The sequence below is a fragment of the Klebsiella terrigena genome, assembly GCF_006539725.1.
Lineage (GTDB): Bacteria > Pseudomonadota > Gammaproteobacteria > Enterobacterales > Enterobacteriaceae > Klebsiella > Klebsiella terrigena.
On the sequence record NZ_BJNO01000018.1, the window covers coordinates 43126 to 61475 of the forward strand.

The window sequence follows — 18350 nt, forward strand, 5'->3', positions numbered from 1 at the left end:
AAATACGGTACCACTTAGGAAAGTCCATGGTTGTTATCCAAGAGATTGTCGCCGCGCTCTGGCAACATGATTTTGCCGCATTGGCGAACCCTCACGTTGTGGGCGTTGTATATCTGGTCATGTTCGCGACCCTGTTTCTCGAGAACGGTCTGCTGCCGGCCTCGTTTTTACCCGGGGACAGCCTGCTGCTGCTCGCCGGCGCGCTGATTGCGAAAGGCGTCATGGACTTTGTGCCTACCCTCGCCATTCTGACCGCGGCGGCCAGCCTCGGCTGCTGGCTGAGCTATATTCAGGGGCGCTGGCTCGGCAATACCGAGACCGTTAAGGGCTGGCTTGCCCATCTGCCGCAGAAATATCATCAGCGCGCGACCTGCATGTTCGATAAGCACGGGCTGCTGGCCCTGCTGGCCGGGCGCTTCCTGGCCTTCGTTCGCACCCTGCTGCCAACAATGGCCGGTATTTCCGGGCTCTCCAACCGCCGCTTCCAGTTCTTCAACTGGCTCAGCGCGCTGCTGTGGGTCGGCGTGGTCACCGGGCTCGGATATGCGCTCAGCATGATCCCTTTCGTCAAGCGCCACGAAGATCAGGTGATGACCTGCCTGATGATCCTGCCTATCGCTCTGCTGGTTGCCGGGCTGCTGGGTACGCTGGTGGTGGTCATTAAGAAAAAGTTCTGCAGCGCCTGATTGACCTTCCCGGGAGGGCGCCAGCGCGCCTTCCCGAAGCGTGCATTTCCCGTTAGATCCCCTGAATCGTTCTGATCCGCGCCGCGTCTTCGCCCGGCGTCATGCCAAAATAGCGCTTAAACTCCCGGCTGAACTGCGACGCACTTTCGTAGCCCACGCGCATCGCCGCCGCGCTGGCCTTCATCCCGTCGTGGATCATCAGCATCCGCGCCTTATGCAGGCGATAGCTTTTCAGATACTGCAGCGGCGAGGTGCTGGTGACCGATTTAAAATTGTGATGAAACGCCGAGACGCTCATGTTGGCCTCCGCCGCCAGCTGATCGACGCTCAGGTTCTCGGTGTACTGGCTTTCAATGCGCTTGAGAACGCGGCTAATCAGGCTGAAGTGCGTTTGCCGGCTGACCAGCGCCAGCAGCGCCCCGCCGCACGGCCCGGTCAGCACGTAGTAGAGCATCTCGCGAATAATCTGCTTGCCCAGGATGCGCGCATCCAGCGGCCGCTCCATCACGTCCAGCAGCCGTTCAGCGGCGCACAAAATCTCCTCAGAGAGTGCCGCCGAGTTAATCCCGCTCGACGCCACCGCCGGCTGGAAGCGCTCATCCTCGCCAATATCCATCAGCAGCTCCTGCAGCTGCAGAATATCAACGTTCAGCCGCAGCCCCGCCAGCGGTACCTCCGGCGTCGCGAAGGTCTCACACTCAAACGGCAGAGGTACCGTCAGCAGCAGATATTCGTTGGTGTCGTAACGAAAAGTCCGTTCATTAATGTAACCAATTTTATGACCGGAAAAGAGAAAAACGATGCCGGGCTGGTACATTACCGGCGTGCGTGTCCCCGGCTGCGTGCCGTACAATAACCGAATATCAGGCAGCAGCTCGCTGAGGTTTTCTTCGTTATCTTTCAGCTTGTTAACCTTTTCCGTTAGCAGCTGACATATCTGGGCACGCTTCATTTACGGTGACTCTCCAGTCGTTTTTCCACGTCTCTATTGTGCGCACTCCGCTGCCTTTTCTCCAGCCCCACGGAGAAATGGGCAAGACATCGGCAGGAATGTGCATTGAGGGGAACGGATGACAGGACCACAATGTTCGTCATCTGGCCGGGATATCTTCTCCGCCGGCAGTTTTCTCTTATTGAGGTCATGAGCAATGAATAATTTCGATCTGTATACCCCAACCCGTATCCTGTTTGGTAAAGGCGCCATCGAAAACCTGCGCGATCAAATCCCGGCAGGGGCCCGCATTCTGGTCACCTACGGCGGCGGCAGCGTGAAAAAAACCGGCGTCCTGGATCAGGCCCTGAGCGCGCTGAGCGATTTTGAAGTGCTGGAATTCGGCGGTATTGAACCGAACCCATCCTACGAAACGCTGATGAACGCGGTCAAAATTGCCCGTGAACAGCAGATCACCTTCCTGCTGGCCGTCGGCGGCGGTTCGGTGCTCGACGGGACGAAGTTTATCGCCGCAGCCGCGCACTATGATGAAAGCGTCGATCCGTGGGAAATTCTCGAAACCTACGGTCAAAACGTCAAAAGCGCCATCCCAATGGGCTCCGTGCTGACGCTGCCGGCGACCGGCTCCGAGTCCAATAAAGGCGCCGTCGTGTCGCGTAAAACCACCGGCGACAAGCGCGCCTTTATGTCCTCCCACGTGCAGCCGGTGTTTGCGATCCTCGATCCGGTTTATACCTACACCCTGCCGCCGCGTCAGGTTGCTAACGGCGTGGTTGACGCATTTGTCCATACCGTTGAGCAGTACGTAACCTACCCGGTTGATGGCAAAATCCAGGACCGCTTTGCCGAAGGCATTCTGCTGACCCTGATTGAAGATGGCCCGAAAGCGCTGCAAGAGCCGGAAAACTACGACGTTCGCGCCAACATTATGTGGGCGGCGACCCAGGCGTTAAACGGCCTGATCGGCGCCGGCGTGCCGCAGGACTGGGCAACGCATATGCTGGGACATGAGCTGACCGCCATGCACGGCCTTGACCATGCCCAGACCCTGGCCATTGTTCTACCGGTGCTGTGGAATGAAAAACGCGACACCAAACGCGCTAAGCTGCTGCAGTACGCCGCCCGCGTGTGGAATATTACCGAAGGTTCTGAAGACGAGCGCATCGACGCGGCCATCGCCGCAACGCGCAATTTCTTCGAGCAGCTCGGCGTGCCGACTCGCCTGAGCGGCTACGGTCTTGACGGTAGCTCTATCCCGGCGCTGTTGGCTAAACTGGAAGAACACGGCATGGCTCAGCTCGGTGAAAACCAGGATATCACTCTCGACGTCAGCCGCCGTATTTACGAGGCTGCGCGCTGATTTTCCCCTGCTGATACGCCCTCTCCTTCGCGTCATAGAATGCGAAGGAGAGGAGTTTAACTACCGTTTTTAGCTATTTCGTCCAGACTTAATGCTACCCCTTAGCGAAATGTACCCCGCTAAGTTTCATTAACAGGAGGAAGGCATGACACATCCAACCGTGATAAAACTGCACGACGGCAACCTGATGCCACAGCTGGGTCTCGGCGTGTGGAAAGCAGGCAACGAGGAGGTCGTCTCCGCCATTCACAAGGCGCTGGAAGTCGGTTATCGCTCTTTTGACACCGCCGCCGCGTACCAAAACGAAGCCGGCGTCGGCAGCGCGCTGAGCCAGGCTGGCGTCCCTCGCGATGAGCTGTTTATCACCACCAAGCTCTGGAACGACGATCAAAAACGTCCGCATGAAGCCCTGCAGGAGAGCCTGAGCAAGCTGCAGCTCGACTACGTCGATCTCTATTTAATGCACTGGCCGGTTCCGGCGATCGACCATTTTGTTGAAGCCTGGAAGGGCATGATTGAGCTCCAAAAACAGGGGCTGGCCAAAAGCATCGGCGTCTGTAATTTCCAGGTCCACCACCTGCAGCGGCTGCTTGATGAAACCGGCGTCGTGCCGGTGATTAATCAGGTAGAGCTCCATCCCCTGCTCCAGCAGCGTCAGCTACACGCCTGGAACGCGACGCATAAAATCCAGACCGAATCCTGGAGCCCGCTGGCTCAGGGGGGCGAAGGCGTATTCGATCAGAAAATCGTCCGCGAGCTGGCCGATAAATACGGCAAAACGCCGGCGCAGATTGTCATCCGCTGGCACCTCGATAACGGCCTGGTGGTGATCCCTAAATCGGTGACCCCTTCGCGTATCGTGGAGAACTTTAACGTCTGGGACTTCCGTCTTGATAAAGACGAACTGGGAGCCATGGCGAAACTCGATATCAACAAGCGCCTCGGGCCAGATCCTGACCAGTTTGGCGGCTAATCTTTCTTCCTGACCGCAGAGCGGTTTTTCGGTTATCCCGGACGGTAACGCAGCGGCCGCCCGCTCCGGGCGACCTCATCCCTTATTCCATCTCCCCGGCCAGCCTTGCGCTGCCGGGGCACTTCATTTTAGCGGGACGCAGAGCGAACGCGTTTTTTCGCTCCGCTGGCCGGCGTCTGCCGCTGATGCTCAACCGGCGTATGCTTGGTCAAGGCCGGGCGGGTATGGCGATTCTGGCGACGCGCTTCACGCATCTCGTCCAGCGTTGGCGCAGGCACCAGACAGTCGCGGCGTGAGCCGATCAGGTGTTTTTTGCCCATCGCTTCCAGCGCCTGGCGAATCAGCGCCCAGTTTGCCGGATCGTGGTAGCGCAGCAGCGCTTTATGCAGGCGGCGCTGCTTATCCCCTTTCGGTACCACCACGTCTTCACTTTTATAGCCAATCTTGCCCAGCGGGTTCTTGCCGGTGTAATACATGGTGGTTGAGTTAGCCAGCGGCGACGGATAGAAGTTCTGCACCTGATCCAGACGGAAACGGTTTTTCTTCAGCCACAGCGCCAGGTTCACCATATCTTCATCGCGGGTGCCCGGATGCGCGGAGATAAAGTACGGGATCAGATATTGCTCTTTACCCGCCTGTTTTGAGTAGCTATCGAACAGCTCTTTGAAGCGATCGTAGCTGCCCATTCCCGGCTTCATCATCTTCGACAGCGGGCCTTCCTCGGTATGCTCAGGGGCAATCTTCAGGTAGCCGCCCACGTGGTGGGTCGCCAGCTCTTTGATGTAGCGCGGGTCCTCCACGGCAATGTCGTAGCGCACGCCGGAGGCAATGAGGATTTTCTTGATACCTTTCAGATCGCGGGCGCGGCGGTAGAGATTAATCGTCGGCTCGTGGTTGGTATCCATATGCGGGCAGATATCCGGATAAACGCACGACAGGCGACGGCAGGTCTGCTCCGCGCGCGGCGACTTGCAGCGCAGCATATACATATTGGCCGTCGGGCCGCCGAGGTCGGAGATGACCCCGGTGAAGCCCGGGACCGTGTCGCGAATCGCTTCGATTTCGTTAATGATCGAGTCTTCGGAACGGCTCTGAATAATGCGCCCTTCATGCTCGGTTATCGAACAGAAGGAACAGCCGCCAAAGCAGCCGCGCATAATGTTGATAGAGAAGCGGATCATCTCATATGCCGGGATGCGGCTATCGCCGTACGCCGGGTGCGGAACGCGCTTGTACGGCAGCGCAAACACGCTGTCCATCTCCTCCGTCGACAGCGGAATGGCCGGCGGGTTAACCCAAATATAGCGTTCGCCGTGCTTTTGCATCAGCGCGCGCGCGCAGCCCGGGTTGGTTTCATGGTGGAGAATGCGCGACGCGTGGGCGTACAGTACCTTATCCCCTTTGACCTTCTCAAAGGACGGCAGCAGAACGTAGGTTTTTTCCCACGGCTTCGGGCGCGGCGGCTGAACGGTGACCTGTTTCACCTCCTGCTTTGCCGGCTCAACGGTTTTGTTATCCGCGCACGGCAGATCTTCGCCGTACGGATGCGGGATCGGATCAATTTTACCCGGCGTATCGAGGCGGGTAGAGTCGACGCCGCTCCAGCCCGGCAGCGCTTCTTTCACCATGATGGCGGTATTGCGCACGTCGCGGATCTGGGCGATCGGCTCGCCGGCGGCCAGACGGTGCGCCACTTCTACCAGCGGACGCTCACCGTTGCCGAACATCAGCATATCGGCCTTGGAATCAACCAGCACCGAGCGGCGCACGGTATCGGACCAGTAGTCATAGTGCGCGGTACGACGCAGGCTGGCCTCAATGCCGCCGAGAATAACCGGGACGTCCTTCCACGCCTCTTTGCAGCGCTGGGTATAGACCAGGGTGGCGCGATCCGGACGCTTGCCGGCGACGTTGCCTGCGGTGTAGGCGTCGTCATGGCGCAGCTTGCGGTCGGCGGTGTAGCGGTTGATCATCGAGTCCATGTTGCCGGCGGTGACGCCGAAGAACAGGTTCGGTTTACCGAGGCGCATAAAGTCATCTTTATTGTTCCAGTCCGGTTGGGAAATAATCCCGACGCGGAACCCCTGCGCCTCCAGCATGCGGCCGCAGATAGCCATGCCGAAGCTTGGGTGATCGACGTACGCATCGCCGGTTACCAGGATGATGTCGCAGCTATCCCAGCCAAGTTGATCCATCTCTTCGCGTGACATGGGTAAAAACGGCGCGGGGCCAAAACAGGCGGCCCAGTACTGCGGCCAGGAAAATAGGTCACGATCCGGTTGGATCAGGGATATTGCGCTCATATTGCTTCCGGGAAAAAAAATGATAAAAAAATAACCAAAGGGCGGCGATTATAAGCCGGATTGACGCAGGAAATGAAGGAGGATTTTCTCATACCCTAACCGTTGTCCGGTTAGGGTTGCGGGCGTTACGGCGCCGGGTTAACCAGGATCTGGCCAATCGAGCCGCGGTCGGCGAGTTCCAGGGTCTGGCTAAGGAACTGGAACGGGAAATGCGACCACGACGGCTGCGTGTAGTACACCAGCAGCTCCACCTGTCCGTCGATCCAGACGGTATCTTTCCAGCCGCGGTCCTCCGGGAACGGCGTCGAGCCGTTGACGTTGCGCACCTGGAACATCACCCCTTCGATGTGGAACGACTGCGGCCGGTCGGCACGCACCGTCCAGCGCTCCCAGGTGCCCTGCTGGGCGGTAATATCAATGCGCTGCGGATCCCATAGCTGGCCGTTAATTCCCGGATCGTCGCCGAGCGAGATATCGCGGCTGCGGATCGGCGTGCCGGTTAAAATTTCCGTCGGCAGCAGGCGTACCGGCAGGCTGTCGGTAACCAGCGGCAGCAGGCCCGTTGGGCGCAGGGTTAAAAGCAGCGTCGAAATCAGGATGCTTGAGGGCTCGAAGAAACCGCGAATGCGATCGACGATGCTCGCCGCCTCGCCGCAGGTAATCGACACCTCATCACCGTTGGTCATATCCACCAGGATCTCACGCCGCTCGCCGGGAGCCAGAGAGAGCTGCTTCAGCGAGACCGGCGCCGGCAGAAATCCCTGATCGCCGGAGATAACGTGCAGCAGTCGACCGTCGCTCATCTGCAGCTGGTAGCGGCGGGAGTTAGAGGCGTTCAGCAGGCGCAGACGCACCCAGCCGCGCGAAACCTCCACGTACGGGCCCTGTACGCCATTCACCAGCAGCGTATCGCCGACGAAGCCGCCGCTGCCCGGCTCGCTGTATTCAGGCGTGCCGAAGTTATCCAGCCGCTTGTCCTGGATGATGACCGGAAAATCATCCACGCCGTAGTGGTTAGGAATGGGAAGGTTTTTGCTGATCTCGTCCTCCACCAGCCACATCCCCGCCAGGCCGTTGTAGACCTGCTGGGCCATATGGTTTGGCGTATTCGCCTGGTACCACAGGGTGGAGGCGCTCTGGCGGATAGGCAGCACCGGCGCCCAGTCGGCGTTCGGCGACATCATGCGCGCCGCGCCGCCAATCAGCGGGCCGGGAACCTGCAGGCCGCGGATGGTCATGGCGACGTTTTCAGTCAGCCGGTTGCTGTAAATCAGCTTAACGTCATCGCCGTTCCATACGCGAATGGTCGGCCCAAGATAGCGGCCGTTCACGCCCCACACCGACGCGCGGGTACCCGGCGTAAATGACCAGTGCGCGCGCTGCAGGGTTAAAAACAGCGGCTGACCGCGGCGGGACTCGAGCAGCGGAGGAACCGGCAGTGCTGGCTGTTGGCCGGCGGCACGTGCGTTCAGCGGCGCGGCGCCCGCGCACAGCGCTACGCCTGAAACCTTAATAAACTGACGCCGACTGAGTGACATATTAACTCCATGAAATACTGACAAATCAGAAAGGGAATTCATTTCCCGCTAGCACCGGCTCGCGTTACCGCGGCGTTTCCTGTTTATTGCTTACCCGCGGCTTCACGTTCAGCCACTTCGCGATCCAGCTCTTCAATCTTCGCGGCCATCAGCTCGCGGCAGTGTTTCGCCAGCGCGCGCACGCCGTCTTTACCAAACCCGCTGGTATCAACCGGCGGCAGCATTTCAACAATCACCAGGCCGTTATTCAGGCGATTGAGCTTAATTTTATTCGATGTATTGGAAACGCATACCGGAATAATCGGCACGCCAGCGGCGATAGCCGCGTGAAAAGCGCCGGTTTTAAACGGCAGCAGGCCGCGGCCGCGGCTGCGCGTACCTTCCGGGAACATCCAAAAAGATATTTTGCGTTTTTTAAACGTATCCACCACCTGGGCGATGGTTCCGTGCGCCTTGGTCCGGTTATTACGGTCGATCAGCAGGTTTCCCGTCAGCCAGTACAGCAGGCCAAAGAACGGCACCCACAGCAGGCTCTTTTTACCCACGGTGACGGTAGGCGGCTGCACGATGTTTGCCGCCGTCACCATATCATAGTTGTTCTGGTGATTAGCGATGTATATCGCGTTGCCGTAGCTTTCCGCTCCGGCGGGCTTGCGCGTTTCCACCTTCAGGCCGAATACCGGAGAGAGTCGACCAAAAAGATGACCAAAGGTCGCCACGTGTTTCGGGTTACGCGGGCTGAACAAGCAGTAAATACAGCCAAATATGCACACAAAGATACAGTAAATAACAACGATAATTAGTCGAAAAATAAATAGCATAGCTACCTCTAAAACCCAAACCGCCGAGAATAATACCCGTTATACCGCAGGCTGCTTGTGCGCAGGCTGCCCTGTCCGGCCCTTGCGGACCGCCGCTGGTATTAATCAGGATACAGATTCGTTATTCGCCCGTTGAAGACGCCGGGAGCGACTGACTACCCCGGCATATCTTGAATGATTTTGCGTCTATTGTTAATCGCAACGGCCGAATAAACAACGATTTGGCGGCAAATGTTAACACCCGCCTCCCTGTGGAGGCGGGTGCCCGTATTACTCTTCGCTATCGCCCGCCGAGGCGCGATGAGGCGAATCAACGTCCACGCGATCGATTTTCTGCAGCCCGCGCATCAGCGAACCGCGGCGACCGCGCTCGCCGGTGACTTTTTGCAGCTCTTCCGGACGCAGCTTGATCTTCCGTTTACCGACGTGGATCGTCAGCGTACTCTGCGGCGGCAGCACGAACAGGTGCGCCAGGCCATCCTGCCCGGAAGCGGCATCCGCAGACGGAATATTGATGATTTTATTACCTTTGCCTTTCGACAGCTGCGGCAGATCGCTGACCGGGAACATCAGCATGCGTCCGGCAGAGGTGATGGCCAGCAGCATGTCGGACTCGTTTTCAATCACCAGCGGCGGCATCACCCGCGCATTTTCCGGCAGCGAGATCAGTGCCTTACCGGCGCGGTTGCGCGCGACGAGGTCGTTGAAGGTGCAGACAAAGCCGTAGCCGGCGTCAGAGGCCATCAGCAGCTTCTGGTCGTCACCTTCCATCAGCATATGTTCGACGCTGGCGCCCGGCGGCAGCGTGAGCTTGCCGGTAATCGGCTCGCCCTGGCCGCGGGCCGACGGCAGGGTAATCGGATCGATGGCGTAGCTGCGCCCGGTTGTATCGATAAATACCACCGGCTGGTTGCTCTTGCCCTTCGACGACGCCTTCCAGCTGTCTCCCGCCTTGTAGCTTAGCCCCTGAGCGTCAATGTCATGGCCTTTGGCGCTGCGCACCCAGCCCATTTGCGACAGCACGATGGTCACCGGTTCGGACGGCAGCATATCGTGCTCGCTCATCGCCTTCGCTTCTTCACGCTCGCGCAGCGGCGAACGGCGGTCGTCGCCAAACGCGTCGGCGTCGGCCTGCAGCTCTTTCTTCAGCAGGTTATTCATCTTGCGCTCGGACGCCAGAATAGCCTGCAGATGATCGCGCTCTTTTTCCAGCTCGCCCTGCTCGCCGCGAATTTTCATCTCTTCCAGTTTGGCGAGATGACGCAGCTTCAGTTCGAGGATTGCTTCCGCCTGCGTTTCGCTGATGCCAAAGCGCGACATCAGGGCCGGCTTGGGCTCATCTTCGTGGCGGATAATTTCGATAACTTCATCGATGTTGAGGAACGCAACCAGCAAACCTTCTAGGATGTGCAGGCGCTTGAGCACCTTCTCCAGACGATAGTTCAGGCGGCGACGGACGGTATCGCGACGGAAGGTGAGCCACTCCGTCAGGATCTCCAGCAGGTTTTTGACCGCCGGACGGTTGTCCAGGCCAATCATATTCAGGTTGATGCGGTAGCTTTTTTCGAGATCGGTGGTCGCGAACAGATGGTTCATGACCTGATCCATATCCACGCGATTAGAGCGCGGGACGATAACCAGGCGGGTCGGGTTTTCGTGATCCGACTCGTCGCGCAGATCGTCAACCATCGGCAGCTTTTTATTGCGCATCTGGGCGGCGATTTGCTCCAGCACGCGGGCGCCGGAAACCTGATGCGGCAGGGCGCTAATCACCACCGCGCCGTCCTCTTTTTTCCACACCGCACGCATGCGAACCGAGCCGCGACCGTTCTGATAGATTTTGCGGATCTCGGCGCGCGGGGTGATGATTTCAGCTTCGGTGGGGTAGTCCGGCCCGTGAACGATATCCAGCAGTTCGTCGAGCGAGGTCTGCGGCTTTTCAATCAGGGTGATGGCCGCTTTGGCCACTTCGCGCAGGTTGTGCGGCGGAATATCGGTGGCCATCCCCACGGCGATACCGGTGGTGCCGTTGAGCAGAATATTCGGCAAACGCGCAGGCAGCATTTTCGGCTCCTGCATCGTACCGTCAAAGTTAGGTACCCAGTCAACGGTTCCCTGACCCAGCTCGCCCAGCAGCAGCTCCGCATACTTTGACAGGCGGGATTCGGTATAACGCATCGCGGCGAAGGATTTGGGATCGTCCGGGGCGCCCCAGTTGCCCTGACCGTCCACCAGCGGGTAGCGGTAAGAGAACGGCTGCGCCATCAGCACCATCGCCTCATAGCAGGCGCTATCGCCGTGCGGGTGATATTTACCCAGCACGTCGCCGACGGTGCGCGCGGATTTTTTGAATTTAGCGGTGGCGTTCAGACCCAGTTCGGACATCGCATAAACGATGCGCCGCTGGACCGGTTTCAGGCCATCGCCAATGAACGGCAACGCCCTGTCCATGATGACGTACATGGAATAATTCAGGTAGGCGTTTTCCGTAAATTCATGCAGCGCAAGGCGCTCTGCCATATCGCTCATTAATCGTGAATCCTCAATCTGGGTACCGACCGTTCGGACGGCAAAACTACCCGCGATAATACCCTATCTAACGCCCTGAGTCACAGGGCGTTAGACCGGTTGAGGATTCTGCTACGCGGAGCGGCAGCGGCGCCCCGCTCAGAGGCTTTACGGGGCGACTTTGCTTATCTGCTTCACGTCGATTTCCACCGAGTTCCAGTCCTTATCGACCTCACCCTGAATTTCGACCGTATCCTTCGGGGTCACGGTGACGCCATTCCAGCGCTTGTGGTCAATATCGACATTCACCGTCCCGGAGGCATCCTGGAATTTGTAAAGATCGTCGGAAATGCGCTCAACGATTTTACCGCGCAGGGTCACCCAGGTGTCGTCACGCAGGGATTTGGCATTCTCCACCGTCGTCACGCTGCCGTTCGGGCCCACAAAGCCGCCTTTTTGCGCGGTTGTCTGGCTGGTTTGCGCGGCGCCAGGGCCGGAAAAACCACCCTGCTCGGCGGCCAGCACCGGCATAGAAACTAAAGCAACGATTGCGGTAATTGCGGCGATTTTCTTCATGATGTGTTCTCCCTTTATGTTGATATCGTCACTATTAAGCCTGGCAGAACTTAACAACTTCTTAAGCGGAAAAAAGAAATTTTATTGCTGTACAGAACGCGCCGCAACGCGTTTTACTGCGCATACATCCGCGAGCCACAGGAGCAGGCCAATGCGTATTTTAGTGGTGGAAGACGACAAACTCATCGGCGACGGCATCAAGGCCGGGCTGAGCAAAATGGGCTTTAGCATCGACTGGTTCACCCGCGGTGAAGAGGGAAAAGCCGCGCTCTACGCCGCTCCCTATGACGCGGTCATCCTTGATTTGACGCTGCCCGGCATCGACGGCCTCGATATCCTGCGCGAATGGCGCGATAAAGGTCACCACGAGCCGGTGCTGATCCTCACCGCGCGCGATGCGCTCAGCCAGCGGGTCGAAGGGCTTCGGCTCGGCGCCGATGACTATCTGTGTAAGCCTTTCGCCCTTATTGAGGTTGCCGCCCGCCTCGAGGCGCTGATCCGTCGCGCCCACGGCCAGAGCAGCAGCGAGCTGCGCCACGGAAACGTCACCCTCGACCCCGGACGCCTGACGGTCACCCTCGCCGGGGAGCCGCTGGCGCTAAAGCCCAAAGAGTTCGCCCTGCTCGAGCTGCTGATGCGTAACGCCGGGCGCGTGCTGCCGCGCAAGCTCATTGAAGAAAAGCTCTATAGCTGGGATGACGATGTCTCAAGCAACGCCGTGGAGGTTCACGTGCACCATCTGCGCCGCAAGCTCGGGAGCGAGTTTATTCGTACCGTTCACGGCATTGGCTACACCCTGGGGGACGCATGAAGCGGCTGGGTCGGCTAAGCCTGCGCGTTCGTCTGACGCTACTTTTCTTCCTGCTCACCAGCCTGGCATGGGGAATAGCCTCGTTTATTGCCTGGCAGCAGACCGCCCACAAGCTGGATAAGCTGTTTGATACCCAGCAGCTGCTGTTTGCCCGCCGTCTGAGCGCGATGAATTTCGATGAGCTGCATACCGCTCCCCCGCAGGTACGGGTGAAAAAGAAGGTCAGGCATGGCCACCTTGACGACGACGCGCTGGCCTTCGCCATCTTCACCACCGACGGCAACATGGTGCTGCACGATGGCGAAAACGGCGAAGATATTCCGTGGAATAGGCTGCGGGAAGGCTTCAGCGACGGCTACCTGCGTAACGATGACGATGAGTGGCGCTTCCTGCAGCTCACCACCGCCGATGGCCGCTACCGCATTGTCGTCGGCCAGGAGTGGGACTATCGCCGGGAGATGGCGCTAGATATCGTCACCTCCCAGCTTACCCCCTGGCTGGTGGCGCTGCCGCTGATGTTCCTGCTGCTGATCGTTCTGCTCAGCCGGGAGCTGGCGCCGCTGAAGCGGCTCGCCCGCACCCTGCGCCTGCGCGCGCCGGACTCGGCGGAATCGCTTAACGTCGATAGTATCCCCAGCGAAGTCCGCCCGCTGGTCGATGCGCTCAATCAGCTGTTTGCCCGAACTCACGACACCATGATCCGCGAGCGCCGCTTTACCTCCGACGCCGCCCACGAGCTGCGCAGCCCGCTGGCAGCGCTGAAGGTGCAAACCGAGGTTGCCCAGCTGTCGATGGACGACCCTCAGGGACGTGAAAAAGCGCTGGCGCAGCTGCACGTCGGGATCGATCGCGCAACCCGGCTGGTCGATCAGCTCCTGACCCTGTCGCGCCTCGACTCCCTGGCCGCGCTCGAGGACGTGGACAGCGTTACCATCAACGAGCTGCTGCAGTCGGCGGTGATGGAGATGTACCATCCGGCGCAGCAGGCGGGCATCGAGCTGCGTCTGCATCCGCATGCCGCGCAGGTGACGCACGTGGGTCAGCCGCTGCTGCTTGGCCTGCTGGTGCGTAACCTGCTGGATAACGCCGTGCGCTACAGCCCGCGCGGAAGCCGGGTGGATATTACCCTCGACGCCCGCGGATTTCGCGTTTGCGATAACGGCCCGGGTATCAGCGCCGAAGCGCTGGCGCGTCTCGGCGAGCGCTTTTATCGCCCTCCCGGCCAGGATGCGCCGGGCAGCGGACTGGGGCTGTCTATCGTCCGGCGTATTGCCGCCCTGCACGGCATGACCGTCACCTTCGGTAATGCTCCCGACGGCGGCTTTGAAGTGCGGGTCGGCTGGTAGCGTGATTATTGCGAAAAAAGCAAAAGACTTTGCACATTTTGCTCATTTTACCGCCCCGCCCTGCGGGGTAAAATAGTCGACAAAATTGAAACGCCAGGGGTAAAAAATGAGCAACATTCTGATTATCAACGGAGCGAAAAAATTCGCTCACTCTAACGGCCAGCTGAACGACACCCTGACCGAGGTCGCGGATGGGTATCTGCGCGACGCCGGGCATGATGTTAAAATCGTCCGCGCCGAAAGCGAATACGACGTTAAAGCAGAAGTACAAAATTTCCTCTGGGCCGACGTCATCATCTGGCAAATGCCGGGCTGGTGGATGGGCGCGCCCTGGACCGTGAAAAAGTATATCGATGATGTCTTCACCGAAGGCCACGGCTCGCTGTACGCCAGCGACGGCCGCACCCGCTCCGATGCCAGCAAAAAATATGGCTCAGGCGGGTTAATTCAGGGCAAGCGCTACATGCTCTCCCTGACCTGGAACGCCCCGATGGACGCCTTTACCGATGAAGAGCAGTTCTTCCACGGAGTCGGCGTCGACGGCGTTTACCTGCCGTTCCACAAAGCCAATCAGTTCCTCGGTATGACCGCCCTGCCGACGTTTATCGCCAACGACGTGATTAAAATGCCTGATGTTCCGCATTACATCGCAGAATATCGCAAGCATCTGGCGCAGATTTTTGGTTAACTAAAGATCTACATACAGAAGGAGTTGAGTACATCATGTTGACAGTGATTGCAGAAATTCGCACCCGCCCGGGCCAGCACCATCGCCAGGCGGTGCTCGATCAGTTCGCAAAAATTATTCCTGCGGTTTTGCAGGAAGAGGGCTGCCACGGCTATGCGCCGCTGGTTGACCACGCCGCTGGCGTTAGTTTTCAGACCACTTCGCCTGACTCTATCGTCATGGTTGAGCAGTGGGAAAGCGTGGCGCATCTCGAAGCGCACCTGCAAACCCCGCATATGAAAGCGTACGGCGAAGCGGTGAAGGGCGACGTGCTGGAAACCAGCATTCGCATCCTGCAGCCGGGCGTTTAAGTCAATAAGTAGATCCGCTGGCCTGCGCTATGCCGGCCAGCAAAAAGGGAGCCACTGGCTCCCTTTTTTGTATGCTTACCGCGGTCAGCCGGATCAGGCTTCAATATCCGCCATATCGCCTTTTTCCTGCAGCCAGTTGCGGCGATCTTCCGAGCGCTTCTTGGCTAACAGCATATCCATCATCGCGTTGGTCTGCTGCTCGTCCTCATCGCTGATAATCAGCTGAACCAGGCGGCGGGTATTGGGGTCAAGCGTAGTTTCACGCAGCTGCATCGGGTTCATTTCGCCCAGCCCTTTAAAGCGCTGAACGTTCGGCTTACCCTTCTTGCGCTTGAGCTGCTCAAGCACCCCGGCTTTCTCTTCTTCCGTCAGCGCGTAGTAAACCTCTTTGCCGAGGTCGATGCGGTACAGCGGCGGCAGCGCCACGTGGACGTGTCCGTGCTTGACCAGCGTGCGGAAGTGCTTAACGAACAGCGCGCAGAGCAGCGTGGCGATGTGCAGGCCGTCGGAGTCCGCATCCGCGAGGATACAGATCTTGCCGTAGCGCAGCTGGCTCAAATCATCGCTATCCGGATCGATACCGATCGCCACCGAAATATCATGCACCTCCTGCGAGGCCAGCACTTCATCGGAGGAGACCTCCCAGGTATTGAGGATCTTGCCCTTCAGCGGCATGATCGCCTGATACTCACGATCGCGCGCCTGCTTGGCAGAGCCGCCCGCCGAGTCCCCTTCCACGAGGAACAGCTCGGTACGGTTGAGATCCTGGGCGGTACAGTCCGCCAGCTTGCCCGGCAGCGCAGGGCCGCTGGTCAGCTTTTTACGCACCACCTTCTTGGCCGCGCGCATCCGGCGCTGGGCGCTGGAAATCGCCATTTCAGCCAGCAGCTCCGCGGCCTGAACGTTCTGGTTCAGCCACAGGCTAAAGGCGTCTTTTACCACGCCGGAAACGAAGGCCGCGCACTGGCGCGAGGAGAGGCGCTCTTTGGTCTGGCCGGCGAACTGCGGATCCTGCATTTTTACCGACAGCACGTAGGCGCAGCGATCCCAGATATCCTCCGCCGAGAGCTTGACGCCGCGCGGCAGAATATTGCGATATTCGCAGAACTCGCGCATCGCCTCCAGCAGGCCCTGGCGCAGGCCGTTAACGTGCGTCCCGCCCTGCATGGTCGGGATCAGGTTGACGTAGCTTTCGGTTAACAGCTCGCCGCCTTCCGGCAGCCACAGCAGCGCCCAGTCGACCGCTTCGGTTTCACCGGAGAAGTTGCCGACAAACGGCTGTTCCGGCAGCAGCGGCAGGCCGTTCACCGCTTCGCGCAGATAGTCCGTCAGGCCATCTTCATAGCACCAGCGCTGCTCGCTGTTGTTCACCAGGTCACGGAAGACGATCTCCACGCCGGGGCACAGTACGGCTTTGGCTTTGAGCAAATGGGTCAGGCGCGATACGGAGAAGCGCGGGCTGTCGAAGAAGCTTTCATCCGGCCAGAAGTGGACGCTGGTACCGGTATTACGCTTGCCGCAGGTGCCGGTGACGTGCAGCTCTTCAACCTTATCGCCGTTCTCAAACGCAATGCTGTAGACCTGGCCGTCGCGGCGTACATTAACCTCAACGCGCTTCGACAGGGCGTTGACCACCGAAATACCTACCCCATGCAGGCCGCCGGAGAACTGGTAGTTCTTGCCGGAAAACTTGCCGCCGGCGTGCAGCCGACACATGATCAGCTCAACCGCCGGAACCCCTTCTTCAGGATGGATATCAACCGGCATTCCTCGTCCGTCGTCGATAACTTCCAGCGATTGATCGGCATGAAGAATGACTTCCACGCGTTTGGCGTGGCCGCCCAGTGCTTCATCCACACTGTTATCAATAACTTCCTGACCAAGATGGTTAGGACGTGTCGTGTCGGTGTACATTCCCGGGCGGCGGCGAACCGGCTCTAGCCCGGTGAGTACCTCAATGGCATCAGCGTTGTATGAAGATTGCGTCATGGTGTGTATTCGTAGGTAGTCCAGGAATGCTTAGCGCAGGCCCAGAAAATCGATAATCTGAGTGAAATGATCTTCAAAGCCGACAAATGCATGATTGCCGCCCTCCTCTACCGTCTGCCGACATGAAGCGTAGTAGCTAACGGCCTGGCGATAATCCAGCACTTCATCGCCCGTTTGCTGTAACAGCCAGAGTAAATCAGGCGATTCCAGCGGGTCGATTTGCATGACTTTGAGATCGTAAATATGGCGAGACTCTAGCACATATTGCTGCCCCGTGTACGGATTCTCATTGAGGCCGAGGAAATTGTTCAGCAGCTCAAACGGGCGTACGGCCGGGTTTACAACCACAGTCGGCAGCATAAAACACTGCGATAGCCAGGTTGCGTAGTAGCCTCCCAGCGAAGAGCCGACAACGCCCAGCGGTTCCCCGCCGTGCTCGAGAACGATCGCTTCCAGCAGCTCCGCCGCTTCAGCGGGGAAAACCGGCAGCTCCGGTACCACCATGTTAATTTCAGGATAATTTTGCGCCAGCCACGCCTTCAGCGCCGTCGCTTTAGCCGAGCGCGGCGAGCTGTTAAATCCGTGTAGATAGAGGAGCGTAGCCATCAGTATCCTTCTGAAGCGATATCCGGGTGAAATTTCACGCCGCTAAGGCGGCAAACTTCGGTCGTCAGGGTGCCGTCGGGATGCAGATCCAGCCAGCGCCAGCCGGGAGAAACGGTATCCAGCGTGAAGTTGTCGCAGTGCGGCTTAAACTGCACGCAGGTTGACGGCGTGGCCATCATGCGTCGCCCGCCCCAGTTGAGATCCAGCTCCTGATGAATATGACCGCACAGCAGATGCCTGACGCGGGGAAAGGCGGCTAGCGCGCGATCGAGCGCCGCGGCGTTGCGCAGGCTATGCTGATCCAGCCAGCTGCAGCCCGAGGCGAGAGGATGATGATGCAGCAGCAGCAGCGTATAGCGTTCCGGTTCTGCCGCGAGCTTGTGCTCAAGCCACTCCAGCTGAAAATCGCTTAATTCACCGTGGGGAACGCCGAATACCTGGCTGTCCAGCAGCAGTATTTGCCAGCGATCGCCGAGCAAAACGCGCTTGGCGGGGGAAATGCCTGATTCCTGCAGCGTGCTGTACATTGCCGGCTGAAAGTCATGATTGCCCGGCAGCCAGACGCAGGGCGCAGCAAAACTCGCGATACCCTCAGCGAAGTGCTGATAGGCCGCGGCCGAGTGGTCCTGTGCCAGATCGCCTGTCGCGACAATCAGATCGCACTGGCGCTGCGAGGCGTGGATGGCTTCCAGCACGGCCTGATAGCTTTCCCAGGTATTGATGCCTAACAGCGTTTCATGTTTTTCAGCAAACAGGTGAGTATCAGTAATTTGTAATATCCTGACTCTGGCCTCACCAGCCAAAGGAAGGTTTAACAGGCTTTCCAAATGGTGTCCTTAGGTT

The 18350-nt window shown here is 58.8% G+C and carries 15 protein-coding genes and 1 pseudogene; 7 read left to right on the forward strand and 9 right to left on the reverse strand.

Translation table 11 applies throughout. The annotated features are described in order from the left end of the window. Positions 1 to 26: 26 nt before the first annotated feature. Entirely contained in the window at positions 27 to 686 is a 660-nt protein-coding gene (gene yghB, locus RTE01_RS18625; RefSeq protein WP_041147259.1) for a DedA family general envelope maintenance protein YghB, read from the forward strand. A 52-nt stretch (positions 687 to 738) separates the two neighbouring features. On the opposite strand, the gene RTE01_RS18630 is transcribed toward yghB, so the two are convergent. Then, entirely contained in the window at positions 739 to 1638 is a 900-nt protein-coding gene (locus tag RTE01_RS18630) for an AraC family transcriptional regulator (protein ID WP_041147260.1), read from the reverse strand. A gap of 196 nt (positions 1639 to 1834) precedes the next feature. Between RTE01_RS18630 and yqhD the strand changes: the two genes are divergently transcribed. Then, the gene (gene yqhD / locus RTE01_RS18635) at positions 1835 to 2998 is read left to right on the forward strand and encodes an alcohol dehydrogenase (RefSeq protein ID WP_141335262.1); all 1164 of its coding nucleotides are present in this window, start codon (positions 1835 to 1837) and stop codon (positions 2996 to 2998) included. A 145-nt stretch (positions 2999 to 3143) separates the two neighbouring features. Further along, positions 3144 to 3971 carry a 2,5-didehydrogluconate reductase DkgA gene (gene dkgA, locus RTE01_RS18640; protein ID WP_041147262.1) on the forward strand — a complete coding sequence of 276 codons (828 nt, stop codon included), beginning with the start codon at positions 3144 to 3146 and terminating at the stop codon, positions 3969 to 3971. Positions 3972 to 4053: 82 nt separating this feature from the next. On the opposite strand, the pseudogene RTE01_RS18645 reads toward dkgA, so the two are convergent. From RTE01_RS18645 to RTE01_RS18665, 5 genes and pseudogenes are all read right to left on the reverse strand, one after another. After that, positions 4054 to 6366, reverse strand: a pseudogene (locus RTE01_RS18645) (YgiQ family radical SAM protein). 33 nt (positions 6367 to 6399) lie between these two features. Further along, positions 6400 to 7812, reverse strand: a complete 1413-nt coding sequence (gene ftsP, locus RTE01_RS18650) for a cell division protein FtsP (RefSeq protein ID WP_134527787.1) — start codon at positions 7810 to 7812, stop codon at positions 6400 to 6402. Between the two features lie 83 nt (positions 7813 to 7895). Continuing rightward, complete coding sequence (gene plsC / locus RTE01_RS18655; protein WP_041147265.1) at positions 7896 to 8633, reverse strand: 1-acylglycerol-3-phosphate O-acyltransferase; 738 nt, start codon at positions 8631 to 8633, stop codon at positions 7896 to 7898. Positions 8634 to 8903: 270 nt separating this feature from the next. Next, complete coding sequence (gene parC / locus RTE01_RS18660; protein WP_041147266.1) at positions 8904 to 11162, reverse strand: DNA topoisomerase IV subunit A; 2259 nt, start codon at positions 11160 to 11162, stop codon at positions 8904 to 8906. Between the two features lie 147 nt (positions 11163 to 11309). Continuing rightward, on the reverse strand, positions 11310 to 11717 hold the full coding sequence (locus RTE01_RS18665) for a YgiW/YdeI family stress tolerance OB fold protein (protein ID WP_041147267.1): 408 nt from the start codon (positions 11715 to 11717) through the stop codon (positions 11310 to 11312). A 151-nt stretch (positions 11718 to 11868) separates the two neighbouring features. On the opposite strand from RTE01_RS18665, the gene qseB reads away from it, so the two are divergent. The 4 genes from qseB to RTE01_RS18685 all read left to right on the forward strand — a co-directional run bounded on the left by qseB (position 11869) and on the right by RTE01_RS18685 (position 14912). Then, entirely contained in the window at positions 11869 to 12528 is a 660-nt protein-coding gene (gene qseB / locus RTE01_RS18670; RefSeq protein ID WP_115191863.1) for a quorum sensing response regulator transcription factor QseB, read from the forward strand. After that, positions 12525 to 13874: a quorum sensing histidine kinase QseC gene (gene qseC, locus RTE01_RS18675; protein WP_134527790.1), complete on the forward strand. Its 1350-nt coding sequence runs from the start codon at positions 12525 to 12527 to the stop codon at positions 13872 to 13874. The genes qseB and qseC overlap by 4 nt, the downstream gene beginning before the upstream one ends. Positions 13875 to 13980: 106 nt before the next feature. Further along, entirely contained in the window at positions 13981 to 14562 is a 582-nt protein-coding gene (locus tag RTE01_RS18680; protein ID WP_041147270.1) for an NAD(P)H-dependent oxidoreductase, read from the forward strand. 35 nt (positions 14563 to 14597) lie between these two features. Beyond that, a complete protein-coding gene (locus RTE01_RS18685) occupies positions 14598 to 14912 on the forward strand; it encodes a putative quinol monooxygenase (RefSeq protein WP_041147271.1) in 315 nt (104 codons plus the stop codon). A gap of 93 nt (positions 14913 to 15005) precedes the next feature. Here the strand turns inward: RTE01_RS18685 and parE are convergent, their stop codons facing one another. The 3 genes from parE to cpdA are packed head-to-tail and all read right to left on the reverse strand — an operon-like array spanning position 15006 to position 18334. Beyond that, positions 15006 to 16901, reverse strand: a complete 1896-nt coding sequence (gene parE / locus RTE01_RS18690; RefSeq protein WP_041147272.1) for a DNA topoisomerase IV subunit B — start codon at positions 16899 to 16901, stop codon at positions 15006 to 15008. Positions 16902 to 16931: 30 nt separating this feature from the next. Next, a complete protein-coding gene (gene yqiA, locus RTE01_RS18695) occupies positions 16932 to 17507 on the reverse strand; it encodes an esterase YqiA (RefSeq protein ID WP_134527793.1) in 576 nt (191 codons plus the stop codon). Then, the gene (gene cpdA / locus RTE01_RS18700) at positions 17507 to 18334 is read right to left on the reverse strand and encodes a 3',5'-cyclic-AMP phosphodiesterase (RefSeq protein WP_123708859.1); all 828 of its coding nucleotides are present in this window, start codon (positions 18332 to 18334) and stop codon (positions 17507 to 17509) included. The genes yqiA and cpdA overlap by 1 nt, the downstream gene beginning before the upstream one ends. Positions 18335 to 18350: the final 16 nt, after the last annotated feature.

Coding starts and splice junctions, on each gene's coding strand:
- yghB (WP_041147259.1), top strand. CDS start 27: ATGGTTGTTATCCAAGAGATTGTCGCCGCGCTCTGGCAACATGATTTT.
- RTE01_RS18630 (WP_041147260.1), bottom strand. CDS start 1,638: ATGAAGCGTGCCCAGATATGTCAGCTGCTAACGGAAAAGGTTAACAAG.
- yqhD (WP_141335262.1), top strand. CDS start 1,835: ATGAATAATTTCGATCTGTATACCCCAACCCGTATCCTGTTTGGTAAA.
- dkgA (WP_041147262.1), top strand. CDS start 3,144: ATGACACATCCAACCGTGATAAAACTGCACGACGGCAACCTGATGCCA.
- ftsP (WP_134527787.1), bottom strand. CDS start 7,812: ATGTCACTCAGTCGGCGTCAGTTTATTAAGGTTTCAGGCGTAGCGCTG.
- plsC (WP_041147265.1), bottom strand. CDS start 8,633: ATGCTATTTATTTTTCGACTAATTATCGTTGTTATTTACTGTATCTTT.
- parC (WP_041147266.1), bottom strand. CDS start 11,162: ATGAGCGATATGGCAGAGCGCCTTGCGCTGCATGAATTTACGGAAAAC.
- RTE01_RS18665 (WP_041147267.1), bottom strand. CDS start 11,717: ATGAAGAAAATCGCCGCAATTACCGCAATCGTTGCTTTAGTTTCTATG.
- qseB (WP_115191863.1), top strand. CDS start 11,869: ATGCGTATTTTAGTGGTGGAAGACGACAAACTCATCGGCGACGGCATC.
- qseC (WP_134527790.1), top strand. CDS start 12,525: ATGAAGCGGCTGGGTCGGCTAAGCCTGCGCGTTCGTCTGACGCTACTT.
- RTE01_RS18680 (WP_041147270.1), top strand. CDS start 13,981: ATGAGCAACATTCTGATTATCAACGGAGCGAAAAAATTCGCTCACTCT.
- RTE01_RS18685 (WP_041147271.1), top strand. CDS start 14,598: ATGTTGACAGTGATTGCAGAAATTCGCACCCGCCCGGGCCAGCACCAT.
- parE (WP_041147272.1), bottom strand. CDS start 16,901: ATGACGCAATCTTCATACAACGCTGATGCCATTGAGGTACTCACCGGG.
- yqiA (WP_134527793.1), bottom strand. CDS start 17,507: ATGGCTACGCTCCTCTATCTACACGGATTTAACAGCTCGCCGCGCTCG.